Below are 18,608 nucleotides of genomic sequence, written 5' to 3' on the forward strand. Positions count from 1 at the left end.
GGCACGTCAAGAATTGAGTGGACATGGTGAGCTATCCGGCATATAGTTGTTCTTTGCGCTCCCAGACTAAACTCTGCCTTCATATTGCGGTCGGCTTTGCGTGCTCAAGCCACCTTGACGCATACCTCGTTCCAGGATTTCAGAACACCGGAATTTCAGAACGCGAGGGTCTGAGGAGTTCGTACTCGGTATTCCTTACTAACAGTGACTAGACCTGACGGGGTCCACGGAGGTTATTTCCTTGGCTGCTGCGCGCAACGCAACCACCAACTCACCCAAGAACGGACGTGCCGCTGGCCGTCTTTCGTTCGCGAAGATCACCGACAATCTGACTGTTCCGGATCTGCTTGCTTTGCAGACCGAGAGCTTCGATTGGCTCGTCGGTAACGACAACTGGAAACAGCGTGTCGCAGAAGGCCAGGCGGCCGGTCGACAGGACCTGCCGACTCGCACCGGGCTCGACGAGATCTTCGAAGAGATCTCACCCATCGAGGACCTCGGCGAAACGATGCAGCTGTCGTTCACCAACCCGGAACTCGAGCCGGAGAAGTACACCATTGACGAGTGTAAGGAAAAGGGTAAGACCTACTCCGCACCCCTCTATGTGAACGCTGAGTTCATGAACCACCTCACCGGTGAGATCAAGACCCAGACCGTGTTCATGGGTGACTTCCCGCTGATGACCCCCAAGGGCACCTTCGTGATCAACGGCACCGAGCGTGTCGTCGTCTCACAGCTGGTCCGCTCCCCGGGCGTCTACTTCGACCGCCAGCAGGAGAAGACGTCCGACAAAGACATCTACTCCGCTCGCGTCATCCCGAGCCGCGGTGCCTGGCTCGAATTCGAGATCGACAAGCGCGACCAGGTCGGCGTACGCATCGACCGCAAGCGCAAGCAGTCCGTCACCGTCTTCCTCAAGGCCCTGGGCCTTACGAGCGAAGAGATCCTCGAGGAGTTCAAGGGCTTCGCGTCGATCGAGCTCACCCTGGAGAAGGACAACATCCTCACCAAGGAAGAAGCCCTCAAGGACATCTACCGCAAGCTGCGCCCGGGCGAGCAGGTTGCCGCCGAGGCCGCGCGTGCGCTCCTGGACAACTTCTTCTTCAACTCCAAGCGCTACGACCTGGCCAAGGTCGGTCGTTACAAGATCAATCGCAAGCTCGGACTCGAAGCGCCGCTCAGCGACTCCGTGCTGACGCTCAAGGACATCCTGGCCACGATCAAGTACCTGGTTGCGCTGCACGACAACCAGACCACGATCGCCGGCGTCCGCGACGGCAAGCAGACCGACATCCGCATCGACATCGACGACATCGACCACTTCGGCAACCGTCGCATCCGTGCCGTCGGCGAGCTCATCCAGAACCAGGTGCGCACCGGCCTGTCCCGCATGGAGCGCGTCGTTCGCGAGCGCATGACCACGCAGGACATCGAAGCGATCACCCCGCAGACCCTGATCAACGTGCGCCCCGTCGTCGCCGCGATCAAGGAGTTCTTCGGTACCAGCCAGCTGTCGCAGTTCATGGACCAGAACAACCCGCTCGCCGGACTGACGCACAAGCGTCGCCTGTCCGCGCTGGGCCCGGGTGGTCTGTCCCGTGACCGTGCCGGCGTCGAGGTGCGAGACGTTCACCCCTCGCACTACGGCCGGATGTGCCCCATCGAAACCCCGGAAGGCCCGAACATCGGCCTGATCGGTTCGCTCGCCTCGTTCGCGCGGATCAACGCCTTCGGTTTCATTGAGACCCCGTACCGTCGCGTCGTCGATGGCAAGGTCATGAACGACCAGATCGACTACCTCACCGCCAGCGAAGAAGACGAGTTCATCGTCGCCCAGGCGAACGCCCCCCTCACCAAGGACTGGCACTTCGCCGACGCCCGTGTTCTCGCCCGCAAGAAGGGTGGAGAGGTCGACCTCTTCCCCGCGGAAGACATCGGCTACATGGATGTTTCGCCTCGCCAGATGGTGTCTGTCGCCACCTCGCTCATCCCGTTCCTCGAGCACGACGATGCGAACCGCGCACTCATGGGTGCCAACATGCAGCGTCAGGCCGTCCCGCTCCTGATGAGCGAGAGCCCGCTCGTCGGCACCGGCATGGAGGTCTTTGCGGCCATCGACGCCGGTGACGTGCTTACCGCCGACAAGGCCGGCGTGGTGATGGAGGTTTCGGCCGACGTCGTCACCATCCAGCTCGACGAGGGGGGCACGCAGGAGTACTACCTGCGCAAGTTCGCGCGCTCCAACCAGGGCACGAGCTACAACCACCGCGTCATCGTGCAGGCCGGCGAGCGGATCGAAGTCGGCGAAGTCATCGCCGATGGCCCCGCCACCGAAAACGGAGAACTCGCTCTCGGCAAGAACCTGCTCGTCGCGTTCATGCCGTGGGAAGGCTACAACTTCGAGGACGCGATCATCCTGAGCCAGAACCTGGTCAAGGACGACACCCTCTCGTCGATTCACATCGAGGAATACGAGGTCGACGCTCGCGACACCAAGCTGGGCAAGGAAGAGATCACTCGCGACCTGCCCAACGTGTCGCCTGATCTGCTTGCAGACCTGGACGAACGCGGCATCATCCGGATCGGTGCCGAGGTTCGCCCCGGCGACATCCTCGTCGGCAAGGTCACGCCCAAGGGCGAGACCGAGCTGTCCGCCGAGGAGCGCCTGCTGCGTGCCATCTTCAACGAGAAGAGTCGCGAAGTTCGCGACACGAGCCTTAAGGTTCCCCACGGTGAGCGCGGCACCATCATCGGTGTCAAGGTCTTCGACTCGCAGGACGGCGACGACGAGCTCGGCTCGGGCGTCAACCAGCGCGTCGCGGTCTTCATCGCGCAGAAGCGCAAGATCACCGAGGGTGACAAGCTCGCCGGCCGTCACGGCAACAAGGGTGTCATCTCCCGCATCCTGCCGATCGAGGACATGCCGTTCCTCGCCGACGGAACCCCGGTCGACATCATCCTCAACCCGCTGGGCATCCCGGGCCGCATGAACTTCGGTCAGGTCCTGGAGACCCACCTGGGCTGGATCGCCAAGCAGGGCTGGCAGGTGGAAGGCAAGCCCAAGTGGGCCGGCCGTCTACCCGAGGCCGCGCACAGCGCAGCTCCGAACACCAAGGTCGCGACCCCGGTGTTCGACGGCGCGCTCGAGGTCGAGATCGAGGGTCTCCTCGACTCGACGACCCCGACTCGTGACGGCGACCGCCTGATCGACCGCACCGGTAAGACCCAGTTGTTCGACGGCCGCTCCGGCGAGCCGTTCCCCAACCCGGTTTCCGTGGGCTACATGTACATCCTGAAGCTGCACCACCTTGTCGATGACAAGATCCACGCCCGTTCCACCGGCCCCTACTCCATGATCACGCAGCAGCCGCTGGGTGGTAAGGCGCAGTTCGGCGGACAGCGTTTCGGTGAGATGGAGGTGTGGGCGCTCGAAGCATACGGAGCCGCTTATGCCCTGCAGGAACTCCTGACCATCAAGAGCGATGACATCCTCGGCCGGGTGAAGGTCTACGAGGCCATCGTCAAGGGCGAGAACATTCAGGAGCCGGGTATCCCCGAGAGCTTCAAGGTTCTGATCAAGGAAATGCAGTCGCTGTGCCTGAACGTCGAGGTGCTGTCGAGCGACGGCACCGCCGTCAGCCTGCGCGACACGGATGACGAGGTGTTCCGCGCTGCGGAAGAGCTCGGCATCAACATTTCCACCCGGTTTGAGTCGTCTTCGATCGACGACATCTAGGCCCGGCCGATGACGAACACTTCGAATACTTTCCAAGGAGAGAAATTGCTCGACGTAACCACATTTGACGAGCTTCGCATTGGCCTTGCGACCGCCGACGACATCCGTCGCTGGTCTCACGGTGAGGTCAAGAAGCCCGAAACCATCAACTACCGCACGCTCAAGCCGGAAAAAGACGGCCTGTTCGGCGAGCAGATCTTCGGCCCGTCCAGGGACTGGGAATGCTCATGCGGCAAGTACAAGCGAGTGCGCTTCAAAGGCATCGTCTGTGAGCGCTGTGGCGTCGAGGTCACGAAGTCGTCGGTGCGCCGTGAGCGCATGGGCCACATCGAGCTCGCCGCCCCGGTCACCCACATCTGGTACTTCAAGGGTGTCCCCTCGCGTCTCGGTTACCTGCTGGACATGGCTCCGAAGGACCTCGAAAAGGTCATCTACTTCGCCGCGTACATGGTCATCACGGTTGACGAAGACGGCCGTCACCAGGACATGCCCGGCCTTGAGAACGAGCTCCGCCTCGAGATCAAGACCATCGAGGGCCAGCGCGATTCCCGCATCGCCGACCGTCTGCAGCGCCTGGAAACCGACCTCGCAGCACTGGAGGCCGAAGGCGCCAAGAGCGACCAGAAGAAGCGCACCAAGGACGCCGCCGAAAAGGAGATGAGCCAGGTCCGCAAGTCTCTCGACGAGCAGATCGCTCACCTCGAGCGCGTGTGGGAAGACTTCCGCACCCTCAAGGTCGGCGACCTGAAGCCCGAAGACTCCGTCTTCCACGAGCTGCAGGACCGTTTCGGCATGTACTTCGAGGCCTACATGGGCGCCGAAGCCATCAAGAAGCGCCTGCTGGCCTTCGACCTGGTCACCGAGAGCGAAAACCTGCACCTGCAGATCGCCGAGGGCAAGGGCCAGAAGAAGATCCGTGCGATTAAGCGCCTCCGTGTGGTCAATGCGTTCATCATCACCGGCAACTCGCCGGCCGCGATGGTGCTCGACGTCGTCCCCGTGATCCCGCCCGAACTGCGCCCGATGGTGCAGCTCGACGGTGGCCGCTTCGCGACCTCCGACCTCAACGACCTCTACCGTCGCGTGATCAACCGCAACAACCGCCTGCGTCGTCTGCTCGACCTCGGTGCCCCCGAGATCATTGTGAACAACGAGAAGCGGATGCTGCAGGAGGCCGTTGACGCACTCTTCGACAACGGTCGTCGTGGCCGCCCCGTCACGGGTACCGGTAACCGCGCTCTCAAGTCGCTGAGCGACATGCTCAAGGGCAAGCAGGGTCGTTTCCGTCAGAACCTGCTCGGCAAGCGCGTCGACTACTCCGGCCGTTCGGTCATCGTCGTCGGCCCGCAGCTCAAGCTGCACCAGTGTGGTCTGCCTAAGCAGATGGCACTCGAGCTGTTCAAGCCGTTCGTGATCAAGCGCCTGATCGACCTGAGTCACGCTCAGAATATCAAGGCAGCCAAGCGCATGGTCGAGCGTTCGCGCCCGCAGGTCTGGGACGTGCTCGAGGAGATCATCCGCGAGCGCCCCGTGCTGCTGAACCGGGCACCGACGCTTCACCGCCTCGGCATCCAGGCGTTCGAGCCTCAGCTCGTGGAAGGTAAGGCGATCCAGCTGCACCCTCTCGTCTGTGCCGCGTTCAACGCCGACTTCGACGGTGACCAGATGGCAGTTCACCTGCCGCTGTCGATGGAAGCCCAGGCCGAAGCGCGCATCCTGATGCTCGCCTCGAACAACATCCTGAAGCCGTCTGACGGTCGCCCGGTGACCCTGCCCACCCAGGACATGATCATCGGTCTGCACCACCTGACCACGCTCAAGGAAGGCGTCATCGGCGAGGGCCGGGCGTTCTCCTCGATCGCGGAAGCGATTCTCGCTTTCGACCAGAAGAAGGACGCGAACCAGGGCCTCGACCTGAACGCCAAGGTGCGCATCCGTCTGGCCGACAAGTACTTCGAAGAGGGCACGCAGCCCGAAGGCGTCGAACTCGTCAACGGCCAGGCCGTCGGAACCGTGCTGGTGACCACCACGCTCGGCCGCGCGATCTTCAACGAGGCCATGCCGGTTGACTACCCGTACTTCGAAAAGGTCGCCGACAAGGGCAGCCTCTCGGCGATCGTCAACGACCTCGCCGAACGGTACCCGAAGGTGGAAGTCGCCGCGACGCTTGACCGCGTCAAGGACGCCGGTTTCTACTGGGCCACCCGGTCCGGTGTGACCGTGGCGCTCAGCGACATCCTGACCCCGCCGAACAAGCCGCAGATCGTTGCCGGCTATGAGAAGCAGGCCGCCAAGGTGCAGTCGCAGTTCGAGAAGGGTCTCACGACCGACCTCGAGCGTCGCCAGGAGCTCATCCAGATCTGGACCAAGGCAACCGAAGACGTCGCCGCGGCCATGCAGGAGAACTTCCCGGCCGACAACACCATCAACCGCATGGTCACCTCCGGTGCCCGTGGTAACTGGCTGCAGGTGCGCAACATCGCCGGTATGCGAGGCCTGGTCAACAACCCGAAGGGTGAGATCATTCCTCGCCCGATCATCTCGAGCTACCGCGAAGGCCTGTCCGTCGCCGAGTACTTCATTGCTACTCACGGTGCTCGTAAGGGTCTGGCCGACACGGCTCTGCGTACCGCCGACTCCGGGTACCTCACGCGTCGTCTCGTGGACGTCTCGCAGGATGTCATCATCCGCGAAGACGACTGTGGCACGACCAAGGGTCTGGAACTGCCGATCGCCGAGGTCAACCCGATGGGCGAGCTCGTTCGCCACCCCAACGTGGAAAACGCGGTCTACGCTCGCAGCCTGGCCACCCCGGCGGTCAACGCCAAGGGTGAGATCGTCGCTGACGCCGGCGACGACGTGGGTGACGTGCTCATCGACAAGCTGGTCGAGGCCGGTGTCGAGACCATCAAGGTGCGCTCGGTGCTGACCTGTGAGTCGGCTGTCGGGGTGTGTGCGGTCTGCTACGGCCGCTCGCTCGCCACCGGGCTGCTCGTCGACATCGGTGAGGCCGTCGGTATCATCGCCGCACAGTCCATCGGTGAACCGGGTACCCAGCTCACGATGCGTACCTTCCACACCGGTGGATCGGCATCCGCCGACGACATCACCCAGGGTCTGCCTCGTGTGCAGGAACTGTTTGAGGCCCGTACCCCCAAGGGTGCGTCGCCGATCGTCGACACCGCCGGTCGCATCACCATCGAGGACACCGACCGCAGCCGGAAGGTTATCCTGACCCCCGACAACGGCGATGAGCCGATTGCCTACCCGGTGCTCAAGCGCTCCACCCTCCTCGTCGAGGATGGCCAGCACGTCGAGCTCGGCACGCAGATCATCATCGGCGCCGTCGACCCGAAGGAAGTTCTTCGCGTCAAGGGTGTTCGCGCCGTGCAGAAGCACATCGTCGGGGGCGTGCAGGATGTCTACCGGTCGCAGGGTGTGCCGATTCACGACAAGCACATCGAGGTCATCGTTCGCCAGATGCTGCGCAAGGTGACCGTCGTCGAGCACGGCGACACCGGCCTGCTCCCCGGCGAGCTCGTTGACCGGTTGAAGTACAACGATCTCAACCGCACCGCGCTCACCGAGGGCAAGAAGACGGCGTCGGCTCGTCAAGAAGTCATGGGTATCACCAAGGCTTCGTTGGCGACCGAGTCCTGGCTGTCGGCCGCTTCCTTCCAGGAAACCACCCGGGTTCTGACCCAGGCGGCCATGGAAGGCAAGAGCGACCCGCTGATGGGCCTCAAGGAGAACGTGATCATCGGTAAGTTGATCCCGGCCGGCACCGGCCTTCCCCGCTACCGCGACGTCACCGTCGAGGCAACGGATGAAGCCAAGGCTGAGCGTTACCCGAACCGCATCTTCACCGATGATGCAGCGTTCAACGAAGGTGACCTGAGCTTCGTCGACTTCGACAGCTTTTCGTCGGATGACTTCACCCCCGGCACCTACAACTAGTCACTAGCGATAGGTTCCACGGACGGCCTCCTGCCTCGGCAGGGGGCCGTTCCGCTTTTACGCCCGCTGCCCGAGCCTGTCGAGACCCGACCCTGCCGAGACCCGCGATAGGCTGGTCCAGAATCTTTCTGGGGGTATCGCATGGGTGCAGGTCCGGTGTCCGCTTCGGCAATGACGCGTCGTCGGATGTGGGTGCTCCTCGGCGCCGTCGGCTCCCTGCTGGTCATCGCCCTCATTGTCCTGCTCATTGTCTGGCGGGGCGGCGCGGGCGCGCCGGAGGGAGAGGCGGTCGGGCGGCCGCAGCCGCACTCGTCCCCTGCACCCCTGGCCCTCGCCAGTGTGCCTGCTCCGACGGCCACGACGGATGGGCCGCATCCGTCGACCTGTGATGAGCTCTACAGCCCGGCGATCGTGGCCGCTTTCGGTGACCTGGTGCTCAACCCGGCCTGGGTCGCTGAGGAGAACTCGGACGTCAACCGGGGGTCCGGGGACCCGGAGTTGATCGCCCTGATCGACGCTGCCGGGGAGCGTCTCACCTGCGTGTGGGCGAACGCCAACGGCGGGTCCGGCCTGGGACTGACCACGGAGCTGGTGTGGGTGACCCCGGAACAGTCGACTCAGATTCAAAGCCGGCTGACCGCCGCAGGTATGAACTGTTACGAGGAACTCGGCGGAATGCGTTGCCTCATCGAGACAACGAAGGACGGTGAACTCGTCGGTGAGTCGCACTTTCTTCGCGACGACATCTGGCTGGCCACCAGATATGTCAATACCGGACCGGACGGCTACACGCACGATATCATCGCCAACGTGTGGGCCGACGAGTAGTCGCCGGGGAGATCCGCAATCCGCGCACAAAGTAGGGTAGAAGCAACGACCGGCAGACCTGCTTTTCGGGAGCAGAGGAACAGTATGCGGTTGGTCGGGCAGCTCGGTGGAGCGCTAGTCGGTGCCATGGGTCTCCTGGTGCTGGTCAGTTGGTACGTTGGAGTCGACGCCCTGCCGCCCGTGCTCCGCGACTTGCTGGCGATGAAGCCGACGGCAGCCCTGGGGCTCGTGCTGGTGGCGGTTGCCGTGCTGGCCGTCGATCGTCGCAGGTTGACCGTGACCCTGGGTCTGCTGGCACTGATGATCGGCGCTCTCACGATCGCGGAGTTCGTCGTCGGCCGATCACTCGGCATCGATGTGCTCCTGCCGGGAATCGACTTCGGGGGGCGGTCGGAGCGGATGGCGCCGTCCACGTCGGTGGCGCTGGTTCTGCTCGGTGCGTCCGTCATCGCCAGCCGGGCCGCTCGATCCGCCGTGATGCTCGGCTTCGCATTCGCGGCTCTGGGCGTCAGCCTGGTCGCGATCCTGGGTTATGCCTACGGCGTCTCCTCGCTGTATTCGCTGGGCGGCTACACGAGTATGGCCTGGCAGACGGCCCTGGGCGTCGGAATCCTCGCCACGGCCCTGTTGGTTCAGCGCCCCGATGCCGGTCTGATCGGCCTCTTCCGAGACGGTGGCAGTGCGGGTCGGCTCCTCCGCCAGGTCATTCCATTCCTAGTTCTGGGACCGTTCATCCTCGGTTGGCTGCGGCTGTGGGGACAGCGCCAGGGCTGGTACGACACGGCCTTCGGCGTCGCCATTCTGATCCTCGGCATGACAGTGCTCAGCTGCGTGCTGGCGTGGGTCGCCGCCCGCCGGCTGCGTGACCTCGATCGTCAGCGTGATGCCGCGATGCAGGCTCTCGCTGAGGCCAACCACACGTTGGAGGCGACGGTCGAGAACCGAACCCGCCAGCTCGCGGAGACGGCCGACACGCTGCACACCCTCATCAAGATCGCACCCGTTGGAATCGTGCAGATGGATGCCGCGGGCGGGCTCGTGTCCGCCAACGACCAGTGGCTGACACTCAGCGGCCTCACGAAGAGTCAGTCGCGCCGCGACGGCTGGGCCACCGCGCTCCATCCGGACGACGCGGAACGGGTGCTCCTCGGTTGGGAAGCGAGCGCCGCAGCCGGCGAGCCCTACGAAACCACCCTGCGGTTCCGCACACCTGAGGGCCACATCAACTGGGTGCAGGTGAACACCGCCCCGATGCGTGATGAGAAGGGCATCATCGGGCACCTGGCCAGCGTCACCGATGTCACCGCGCAGCGTGAGGCCGAGAACGCGGCTACGGCCGCCGCGGCCCGGTTCGAGGCTGCCTTCGCTTCCTCGCCATTGGGAACGGCCATCGTGACGCTCGACGGACAGGTAGTGGCCGCCAACAGGCGGCTTCTGGAACTGGCGGGTCACCAGAACCCGCTCGTCAGCGCCCATATCGAGACGATCTTCATGCCGACTGAGGACGGTGACGATGAGGAGTCGGAGAGCGCTGGCCTGGAAGGTCCGTCGACCCGACAACGCATCGACCGACGGATGCGCCACGAAGGCAATCAGGAAACCTGGGTCAAGGTCAGCATCGCCGAGATCTTCGAGGGAGACCAGGCTGGGGGACTGCTGTACCAGCTGGAGGACATCACCGCCCGACGCCTGGCCGAGGCGCGGGTTGAGCACCTGGCATTCCACGACCCGCTGACGAACCTGCCCAACCGTCTGCTCCTGCTCGACCGGTTGAAGCAGGCGCTTCTGCAGGCGTCGCGCCAGGGGCGCGGCGTTGCGGTGCTATTCATCGACCTCGACCGGTTCAAGTTCGTCAATGACAGTCTTGGGCACCACGCCGGTGACACAGTGCTGAATGAGGTTGCCATCCGCCTCCGGCAGAGCATCCGCGCCGGCGACACGGTGTCCCGGATCGGCGGCGACGAGTTCGTCGTGATCTGCCCGGATGTCGGTGGCAGCGAGGATGTGCACCGGATCGCCGATTCGATCCAGGCGGCCATCGCGCGGCCGATCACGATCGGCGACCAGTCGGCATCCGTCGATGCCAGCATCGGGATTGCTTTTGGCCTCGGGCACGACGATGCCGAACTACTCCTGCGCAATGCGGATCAGGCCATGTACCTGGCGAAGGACCGTGGGCGCGCCCGCTACGAGGTCTTCGACGACGACCTGCGGTACCGCATACATCAGCGGCTCGACAGCGAGTTGGCCCTGCGCGACGCGGTGGAACTGGGCCAGATCGAAACCTGGTATCAGCCGATCGTGGATCTGCAGGACCACAAGGTGGTGGCGACCGAGGCTTTGGCACGCTGGCGGCGGCCCGAGCGCGGGCTCGTGATGCCGGGAGACTTCATTGCTCTCGCCGAGGAAGTGGGTCTGATCAAGGGAATCGGATCGACGGTGCTCGGCCAGGCGTGCCGGGCGGCCACGGGGCTGGCTCAGGGAATGGCGGTCAGCGTCAACGTGTCCGCGCGGCAATTCGTGCAGGATGACTTCGGTGACGTCGTCAAGCGGGCCCTCGCCGAGTCGGGTCTGCCGCCGGAACAGCTCTGGCTGGAGCTGACCGAGAGTGCGGTGCTCGACGCCATCGATTCCGCGGCTCGGACCTTCCAGGAGCTGCGTAACCTGGGCGTGCGGCTGGCCATCGACGACTTCGGCACGGGGTATTCATCTTTCACCCACCTGCGCGCGTTCACGGTTGACCTGCTCAAGATCGACCTGACGTTCATTCGCGACGTCGAGAGCTCCGATCACGATCGCGCGATCGTGGAGGGAATCCTGCGGCTGGCCGATTCCCTGAACCTGGATGTCGTCGCCGAGGGCATCGAGACGACGAGCCAGCGGGACCTGCTGCAGAAAATGGGGTGCCGCTACGGCCAGGGCTACCTCTTCTCGAAGCCCGCCCCAACCGCGTCCCCCGCCCTCCTCCTCGCCCCCTGACGCGCCCCTGCCCGTGACGCTGGTCGAGCCCAAGAGCTACAGCGCTGCCCGCTTGCTCGGCAGTGCCACCAGCGTCTGCTCCGGATCTACCTCGACCGGTGGCCTAAGCCAGTACTGCGTTCCGGTGCGGCTGATCGTCCAGTGCTGGTTGTGCAGCAGCAGGTGGTGGGGATGGCAGAGGAGTACCCCGTCGGCAAGGTCCGTACATCCGTTGTTTTTGAGCCACTCGTTGACGTGATGGGCCTCAGTCCACGCCGGTGGCCGGTCGCAGTCGATCCAGAGGCATCCGCCGTCACGAACCCCCATTGCGACCCGCTGTGCCTCGGTGAAGAGCCGTTCGTCACGGCCGACATCGATGATCTGGCCGTCCGCGTCGAACTTGATGCCGCGGGTGCCGGTGTCGCAGAGGAGTCGGTCGATGGTCTCCTGCGAGATGGGGACCGGGTTGCCCTCGATCTGCCCGTGAGCGGCCCCTTCGGCGGGTTCGACGGGCCCAGATTCGCCCGTTTCAGTCTGGACGGTCGTCGGCGCCGGCCCGGTCTGGCCCTGCTGCCCGGTCTGACCGGTCTGACCGGCCTGGCCACCTTTCAATGCCTTCTCGGTCACGATCACGCGCACCGAGGGGCGGCGGCCGCCGAAGACCCGGCCCGGGTCGGCCTCGCCGGCGATCTTGAGCAGCTGCACGAGGGAGTCCGCGGCGATCTGTTCGGTCGTGCGGGGGTCGCCTTGCATCTACTTTGCCCAGGCTGCGCGGTCCGGGTCCACGAACCGTACCCCGCCGCGGCGGGGGCTGGTGATGGAGTCGAAGGTGGAGAGCACGAACTCGCCGTCTTCGGGGGCAAACAGCCCGCTGAGTCGTACGTTGCCGTTGCCCAGCCGGTAGACCCGCAGGTAGCGGTCGTCGTGGGACTGCTTCTCGCGGGCGGCAATGCCGGCCTCATCGAGCCGGTCGCGCATCCGTCTCGCCTGCTTGAACACCTGATCGGCATTCAGCGACGACACCTCCGCCAGGAGCGCTTCCAGCGCCACCGCGAGCTTCTCGGCGGTGACCGAGGTATCGATTTGGCCGAGCCCCGCGCGAATCGACTCGGCCGCGTCGACGGAGAGGGTGCCGGCGGTGACGGCCCGGGCGATCGGCGCCTGCCACGGCACCTTCGCGGCGAGCTGGGCGAGCTGGGCGACCTCGGCGGCATCGGTGTGGGGCGAGGAGAGCGCCGCCTCGACGAGCCTGTCGGCCGCCTCGGCATCGGCTATCATCGTGCCGACCGCGACCAGCTTGTACGCGTCGCCCTTCGACGAGCCGGTCGAGTTCTGGATCAGGGCCTCCGGGGAGAGGTACCCCTGCTGCGCCGCCAAACCCGAGTGCCCGAGCTCCGGTCGGGAACGTTCGGCGATGGTCGCCGCCATCCAGGCGGCATAGGTATCGACGAGACGGCGGATCGAAGCGATTCGCTTCTGACCGGCCAACACCTCGGCATCAGGAAGGGCCGAGAAGTCAGCGCATGACGAGCCCAGCAGGGCCACGGCATCGGCCGCCTGCCTGAGGTCATCCGCGAGGTTGGACATGTTAAAAGAATACCTCAACTCGCACCCAGTGTCGAGAGTTACTCACATAATTATAGAGAATAATCGAACTTATCTCTGAGCAACTTCGGCCGCTCCGAAGCCGTGCAAGGTCGCCGGTTGCCTCAATGGAGACCCCGGCTATAGTGGAGGGCACAACCTCGGAGTATGCGCCGATGAGTCCAGAGAATGCGGCCGAGAACGAGAACGGCACCGGGCCTGAGCCCCCGACGTCGGGCCGGCCGGCCGCCGGTCGCCGGGCCTGGATCGGGCTGGCCGTCCTCGGAGCCGCACTCCTCGTGATCCTCGTGGTGGCAGTGGTCTGGCGGGACGGCGAAGGTTTCCCGGGCGCAGGCGAGACCACCGGATCCGGCACCGTGACGCCCGCCCCGACCAACCCACCCACCGCTACAGGTTCTCCGACCACCACCACGCCCCCGGCAACCCTCAAGCCGACGCAATCCGAACCCGGGCAGACCGCGGCGCCGGGCGTTCCACGTCCGACCGCGTGAACGTAGCTCTACAGCCCGACCATGGTCGAGGCGCTCGGCGACCTGACCCTGAAGCCCTTCTGGAGCCGGGACCCGGATGCCGGCGTGTCCCACGGCACCGACGACGCCGAGCTGCGCGTCCAGATCGACACTCTCGACCACCTGACCTGCGTCTGGGCGAGCCCGTACGGGGGATCCGACACCGGGATCATCACCACCGTGGTCTGGGTGACCCGGGGAGAGAGCGCCGCGGTGGAGGCCCGGCTCGTCGCAAACGGACTGGAGTGCTTCACCCAGTCGGAGGGCCGCCGCTGCGTCATCCAGACGAACACGGCAGACGGCGCTTTCGGTGAGTCCCACTTTCTGAGGGGCGGCATCTGGCTCGCCACGAAGTACACGAATGCCGGCCCGCTGGGATACACACAGAACATCATCGACAACCTTTGGATGGGTGTCTAGACCGTCTCAAGCAGGCCGAGACCGCCCCGGGCATCGCCCAGCAGCGGCCGCATTCCGCCTGCCGCTCCGCGGGCAGCAACCGTGTCGATGCCGTGTCGACACCGGTCGATACCGTGTCGATGTCGGGTCGAAGCCCCGCCCCGTTAGGATCACTGAACAGAGGCATTTTTTTGAACCGTGTCCCCCCTCATTGTGGGTCTGGCCGGATTCCGTGCCCCCGAGATAGCGTTATCCGTTACTTACTTACCGAGCCTGTTCGAGAGGATCGCGTGGCCAGCCTCACCGAAATCTTGATCCTGCACGGTCTGCTGCCGATCGAGGAGCTCGACCACCTGATGGCCGGCGACCCCGCCGATGAGAGCGCCGTCCGCGCCCTCGTCGCCAAGGGCGTCATCACCGAGGTACAGTTCGCCAAGGCTCGGGCCCAGCAGGCCAACCTGCCCTTCGTCGAGCTGATCGACTACCCGGTCGATCGCCTCGCCGTGGCTCTCGTTCCGGTGGCCGTCTGCAAACGCCACGAAGTGCTCCCGATCGCCGTCGACGACGGCCGCCTCATCCTCGCCATGGTCGACCCCGGCAACGTCTTCGCCGTCGATGACGTGCGCGAAGCATCACGGATGCGCGTCACCCAGGTTGTCGCCGAACGTAGCGACCTCCTCGCGGCTATCACCCGCTACCACCGGGCCGACGACGAGCTCAGCGACCTCACCTCCACACTCGAGGAAGAGAACGCCGCCACCGAGAGCTCCTCGTTCGGAGTCTCGGACTCCATCGACGACGATGCCCCGATCGTGCGGTTCGTGAACCTGTTGGTCAGCCAGGCCATCCAGGACCTGGCCTCGGACATCCACATCGAACCCGGCGAGCACAGCCTGCGGGTGCGCTACCGCATCGACGGCGTGCTGCACGAGATGCAGACCGCACCCAAGAGCATCCAGAACGGTGTTATCTCCAGGCTCAAAATCATGAGCGATATCGACATCGCCGAGCGGCGCAAACCGCAGGACGGCCGCATGACCGTGCGCCATGCCGGCCGTCAGATCGACCTGCGCGTTGCGACTCTCCCCACAGTGTGGGGCGAGAAGGTTGTCATGCGAATTCTCGACAACTCGAACACGACTCTCGACGTGCGCGCGCTGGCCCTGCTCGAGCACAACTTCGAGGCCTACAAGACCTCCTACTCCAAGCCCTACGGCATGATCCTAATCACCGGTCCGACCGGTTCGGGCAAGTCGACCACGCTCTATACGACCCTGGGTGCGGTCGCTCGTCCCGAGATTAACGTGATCACGGTCGAAGACCCGGTGGAGTACCGCATGGCGGGCATCAACCAGGTGCAGGTGAACCCGAAGGCGGGCCTCACCTTCGCGAGTGCGCTGCGTTCCATCCTGCGAAGCGACCCGGATGTCGTTCTGCTGGGTGAGATCCGCGACCACGAGACCGCGCAGATCGCCATTGAGGCTTCGCTGACGGGCCACCTCGTGCTCTCCACCCTGCACACCAACGACGCGCCGAGCGCCATCACCCGCCTGACGGAAATGGGTATCGAGCCCTTCCTGGTGGGTTCCGCCCTGGACTGCGTGGTCGCCCAGCGCCTGGCGCGGCGCCTCTGCGACAAGTGCAAGACGCCATCCGTGCTGACCGTCGACTACCTGACGCGCCTCCGCTTCGCGTTCGACCCGGAGCGCCCGCTGCCCACGATCTTCGAGGCGGTCGGCTGCACGCAGTGTTCGAAGACCGGTTACCGCGGGCGCATCGCCGTGCACGAGGTGATGACCGTGACCGAGGAGATCGAGCGGCTCGCCGTGGCCCGAGCATCGAGTGCCGAAATCGGCCGGGTGGCGCGCGAACAGGGCATGATCACCCTCCGCGAGGATGGCTGGGCCAAGGCCCAAATGGGTTTGACATCGATCGAAGAAATCTTGCGAGTGGTCGCATAGTGCAAAAGGGGATATCTGCATGAGCCAGCCCATCTATGAAATTCCGGTCACGCCTCCTGGGGCTGCCGAGGGCAGCTGGAGCCTCGGCGATCCCGAGCGTCGTGGTGCCGAACCGACGGAGCACGATGCCGCGCCGGCCGCTCCTGACTCGGCGGAGTTCGATTTCGTCGATGTGACGGATGCCGCACAGCCGCCGACAACGGTCCTCCCGGTGGACACCAGCGCGGTCGAGACGACCGGGCGCCGCGCCCGTGCCAACCGCACCGGCGACAACGAGGTCTCCGACCTTGACCTGCTGAACGCCCTGGCCGAGGTTCTCGACCTGAACGCCTCCGACCTGCACATCACCGTCGGAGCGCCGCCGAGCATTCGTGTCGATGGCGGCCTGCGACCGATTGAGGGCGCGAGCAAGTGGATGGGTGACAAGGTCACCTCGGCGCTCTACAGCATCCTCTCGGCGAAGCAGCGCACGCAGTTCGAGGAGGAGCTCGAACTCGACTTCGCCTACACGGCCGGCGGCGCGCGCTTTCGCGTGAACTACTACTACCAGCGCAACTCGATCGGCGGGGCGTTCCGTCTGATCCCGCGCGAGATCAAGCCGCTGAAAGACCTCGGCATCCCCGAGACCGTCGGTCAATTCGCCAAGCTTCCTCGCGGCCTGGTGCTGGTGACCGGGCCCACCGGTTCGGGCAAGTCCACCACCCTGGCGGCACTGATTGACCTGGTCAACCGCACCCGTGCCGACCACATCGTCACGGTCGAAGACCCGATCGAGTTTCTACATAAGCACCAGAAGTCGCTGGTCAACCAGCGCGAGGTGGGCCACGACACGAAGAGCTTCGCCTCCGCACTCAAGCACGTGCTGCGCCAGGACCCCGACGTGATTCTGATCGGCGAGCTGCGTGACCTAGAGACCATCTCGGTGGCCCTGACCGCCGCCGAAACCGGCCACCTCGTCTTCGCCACCCTACACACGCAGTCGGCGGCCCAGACCATCGACCGCGTGATCGACGTGTTCCCGCCGCACCAGCAGGGCCAGGTGCGCGCACAGCTGGCCGCCACCCTGCAGGGCGTGGTCTGCCAAACCCTCGTGAAGAAGGTCGGTGGCGGTCGTGTCGTCGCCACCGAGGTCCTGGTCACGACTTCCGCGGTCGCGAACCTGATCCGCGAGGGAAAGACCTACCAAATCGCATCTTCGATGCAGGCCGGCCGCGCCCTCGGCATGCACACCATGGATCAGCACCTTGCCGAGCTCGTGGATGCCGGCTTGATTACCCGAGCGTCGGCCGAGGAGAAGGCGCAGGACCAGGAGGGTCTTGCTCAACTTATTCGGCGCGTCGATCCGACCGAGACATCAGTGAACTCAATGTCTGGCGGAATCGACTTTGGTGACTCCTTCTCCCCACGGGGGCGGTAAATGGCCGCGACAACGGCCTACGCGTACAAGGCCCGTGATGCAGCTGGCAAGGCCGTCAAGGGGCATCTGGATGCCGCCTCAGAAAGTGCCGCTATGGCTCGGGTGCGCACTATGGGGTTATCTCCCGTGTCGATGGTCGTGGTTCCGCAAGGCGCAGGCCTCAACATGGAGATCAACATCCCCGGATTCACGAAGGGAGTGGGTCTGAAGGACCTGGCGATTATGAGCCGTCAGATGGCCACGATGATCGGCGCCGGCCTGTCGCTCCTGAGAACGCTGAATATTCTGGCAGAGCAAACTGAGAGCAAACCACTCACAAAGATATTGGTCGCGGTCAGGGACGACGTCGAGACCGGCGTGTCGATCTCGGATTCAATGGCCCATCACGCCGAGGCATTTCCCCCTTTGATGGTCAATATGGTTCGGGCGGGAGAGACAGGAGGTTTCCTGGAAGGAGCGCTCGAATCCATCGCAGAAAACTTCGAGAAAGAAGTGAAACTTCGCGGCACCATCAAATCCGCGATGACGTATCCCGTGATCGTTTTGATCATGTCACTCGTATCTGTCGTCGCGATGCTGATCTTCATTGTTCCAGTGTTTGAAAACATGTTCACGAACTTGGGAGGACAGCTTCCGCTGCCGACCATGCTGCTCGTGTACTTGTCCCGGTCAATGGTCTATGTCGTTCCGATCCTCGCCGTGGTTGGTATCGCGTTTGCAATTTGGTGGCCGCGCAACAAGAACTCGGAACATGTGCGTAAGTTCCTTGACCCGCTCAAGTTGAAGCTGCCTGTCTTTGGCCCATTGCTCAAGAAGATCGCTGTTGCCCGATTCAGCCGAAACTTTGCCAACATGATCGGGGCCGGCGTGCCAATCCTCCAGGCCCTCCACATCGTCGGGGAGACATCGGGCAACTGGGTGGTTGAACGGGCACTGGTTAAGGTTGCCGACTCAGTGCGCCAAGGTCATTCCATTAGCGGGCCTCTTGCGCTGGAACCGGTGTTCCCGAACATGGTTGTTCAGATGATCGCCGTGGGTGAGGACTCCGGATCCCTTGAGCAGATGCTGAACAAGATCGCGGATTTCTATGACCAGGAGGTCGAGTCGGCCACCGAGCAGCTGACCGCCATGATCGAACCGTTGATGGTCGCCTTCCTCGGTGTGGTGGTCGGGGGCATGATTGTCGCCCTTTACCTGCCGATCTTCAACATTTCGACCCTGATCGAGTAGTTCCTGAA

11 protein-coding genes are annotated in these 18,608 nt (G+C 64.2%); 9 read left to right on the top strand and 2 right to left on the bottom strand.

Annotated elements, in window-relative coordinates; genetic code table 11:
* The first annotated feature begins 241 nt into the window (after window positions 1-241).
* The 4 genes from rpoB to E3O62_RS06700 all read left to right on the top strand — a co-directional run bounded on the left by rpoB (window position 242) and on the right by E3O62_RS06700 (window position 11,500).
* On the top strand, window positions 242-3,736 hold the full coding sequence (gene rpoB / locus E3O62_RS06685) for a DNA-directed RNA polymerase subunit beta (RefSeq protein ID WP_104100993.1): 3,495 nt from the start codon (window positions 242-244) through the stop codon (window positions 3,734-3,736).
* A 45-nt stretch (window positions 3,737-3,781) separates the two neighbouring features.
* Window positions 3,782-7,693 carry a DNA-directed RNA polymerase subunit beta' gene (locus E3O62_RS06690; protein WP_134395149.1) on the top strand — a complete coding sequence of 1,304 codons (3,912 nt, stop codon included), beginning with the start codon at window positions 3,782-3,784 and terminating at the stop codon, window positions 7,691-7,693.
* Window positions 7,694-7,864: 171 nt separating this feature from the next.
* Window positions 7,865-8,521 carry a hypothetical protein gene (locus E3O62_RS06695; protein WP_134397959.1) on the top strand — a complete coding sequence of 219 codons (657 nt, stop codon included), beginning with the start codon at window positions 7,865-7,867 and terminating at the stop codon, window positions 8,519-8,521.
* A gap of 84 nt (window positions 8,522-8,605) precedes the next feature.
* Window positions 8,606-11,500, top strand: a complete 2,895-nt coding sequence (locus tag E3O62_RS06700; RefSeq protein ID WP_134397960.1) for a bifunctional diguanylate cyclase/phosphodiesterase — start codon at window positions 8,606-8,608, stop codon at window positions 11,498-11,500.
* 36 nt (window positions 11,501-11,536) lie between these two features.
* On the opposite strand, the gene E3O62_RS17520 is transcribed toward E3O62_RS06700, so the two are convergent.
* The gene (locus tag E3O62_RS17520) at window positions 11,537-12,232 is read right to left on the bottom strand and encodes a DUF222 domain-containing protein (RefSeq protein WP_134397961.1); all 696 of its coding nucleotides are present in this window, start codon (window positions 12,230-12,232) and stop codon (window positions 11,537-11,539) included.
* Window positions 12,233-13,066, bottom strand: coding sequence for a DUF222 domain-containing protein (locus E3O62_RS17525; protein ID WP_134397962.1), 834 nt, complete (start codon window positions 13,064-13,066; stop codon window positions 12,233-12,235). It abuts the gene before it with no gap.
* 173 nt (window positions 13,067-13,239) lie between these two features.
* Here E3O62_RS17525 and E3O62_RS06715 point away from each other — a divergent pair, with 173 nt between their 5' ends.
* The 5 genes from E3O62_RS06715 (at window position 13,240) to E3O62_RS06735 (ending at window position 18,600) form a co-directional block, all read left to right on the top strand.
* Window positions 13,240-13,575 carry a hypothetical protein gene (locus E3O62_RS06715; RefSeq protein WP_134397963.1) on the top strand — a complete coding sequence of 112 codons (336 nt, stop codon included), beginning with the start codon at window positions 13,240-13,242 and terminating at the stop codon, window positions 13,573-13,575.
* A gap of 21 nt (window positions 13,576-13,596) precedes the next feature.
* Window positions 13,597-14,013, top strand: coding sequence for a hypothetical protein (locus E3O62_RS06720; protein WP_134397964.1), 417 nt, complete (start codon window positions 13,597-13,599; stop codon window positions 14,011-14,013).
* 269 nt (window positions 14,014-14,282) lie between these two features.
* On the top strand, window positions 14,283-15,953 hold the full coding sequence (locus E3O62_RS06725; protein ID WP_134342115.1) for a GspE/PulE family protein: 1,671 nt from the start codon (window positions 14,283-14,285) through the stop codon (window positions 15,951-15,953).
* A 19-nt stretch (window positions 15,954-15,972) separates the two neighbouring features.
* The gene (locus E3O62_RS06730; RefSeq protein ID WP_134397965.1) at window positions 15,973-17,370 is read left to right on the top strand and encodes a type IV pilus twitching motility protein PilT; all 1,398 of its coding nucleotides are present in this window, start codon (window positions 15,973-15,975) and stop codon (window positions 17,368-17,370) included.
* Window positions 17,371-18,600 (top strand): type II secretion system F family protein, encoded by a 1,230-nt coding sequence (locus E3O62_RS06735; protein ID WP_166786438.1) that lies wholly within the window; start codon window positions 17,371-17,373, stop codon window positions 18,598-18,600. It abuts the gene before it with no gap.
* Window positions 18,601-18,608 lie beyond the last annotated feature (8 nt).

Source organism: Cryobacterium sp. TMT2-15-1 (assembly GCF_004402345.1).
Taxonomy (GTDB): Bacteria; Actinomycetota; Actinomycetes; order Actinomycetales; family Microbacteriaceae; genus Cryobacterium; species Cryobacterium sandaracinum.

Bases quoted from the DNA above. Each gene is read 5' to 3' on its own strand.
- E3O62_RS17520 (WP_134397961.1), bottom strand. From the start codon at position 12,232: ATGCAAGGCGACCCCCGCACGACCGAACAGATCGCCGCGGACTCCCTC.
- E3O62_RS06700 (WP_134397960.1), top strand. From the start codon at position 8,606: ATGCGGTTGGTCGGGCAGCTCGGTGGAGCGCTAGTCGGTGCCATGGGT.
- E3O62_RS06730 (WP_134397965.1), top strand. From the start codon at position 15,973: ATGAGCCAGCCCATCTATGAAATTCCGGTCACGCCTCCTGGGGCTGCC.
- E3O62_RS06695 (WP_134397959.1), top strand. From the start codon at position 7,865: ATGACGCGTCGTCGGATGTGGGTGCTCCTCGGCGCCGTCGGCTCCCTG.
- E3O62_RS06715 (WP_134397963.1), top strand. From the start codon at position 13,240: ATGAGTCCAGAGAATGCGGCCGAGAACGAGAACGGCACCGGGCCTGAG.
- E3O62_RS17525 (WP_134397962.1), bottom strand. From the start codon at position 13,066: ATGTCCAACCTCGCGGATGACCTCAGGCAGGCGGCCGATGCCGTGGCC.
- E3O62_RS06735 (WP_166786438.1), top strand. From the start codon at position 17,371: ATGGCCGCGACAACGGCCTACGCGTACAAGGCCCGTGATGCAGCTGGC.
- E3O62_RS06720 (WP_134397964.1), top strand. From the start codon at position 13,597: ATGGTCGAGGCGCTCGGCGACCTGACCCTGAAGCCCTTCTGGAGCCGG.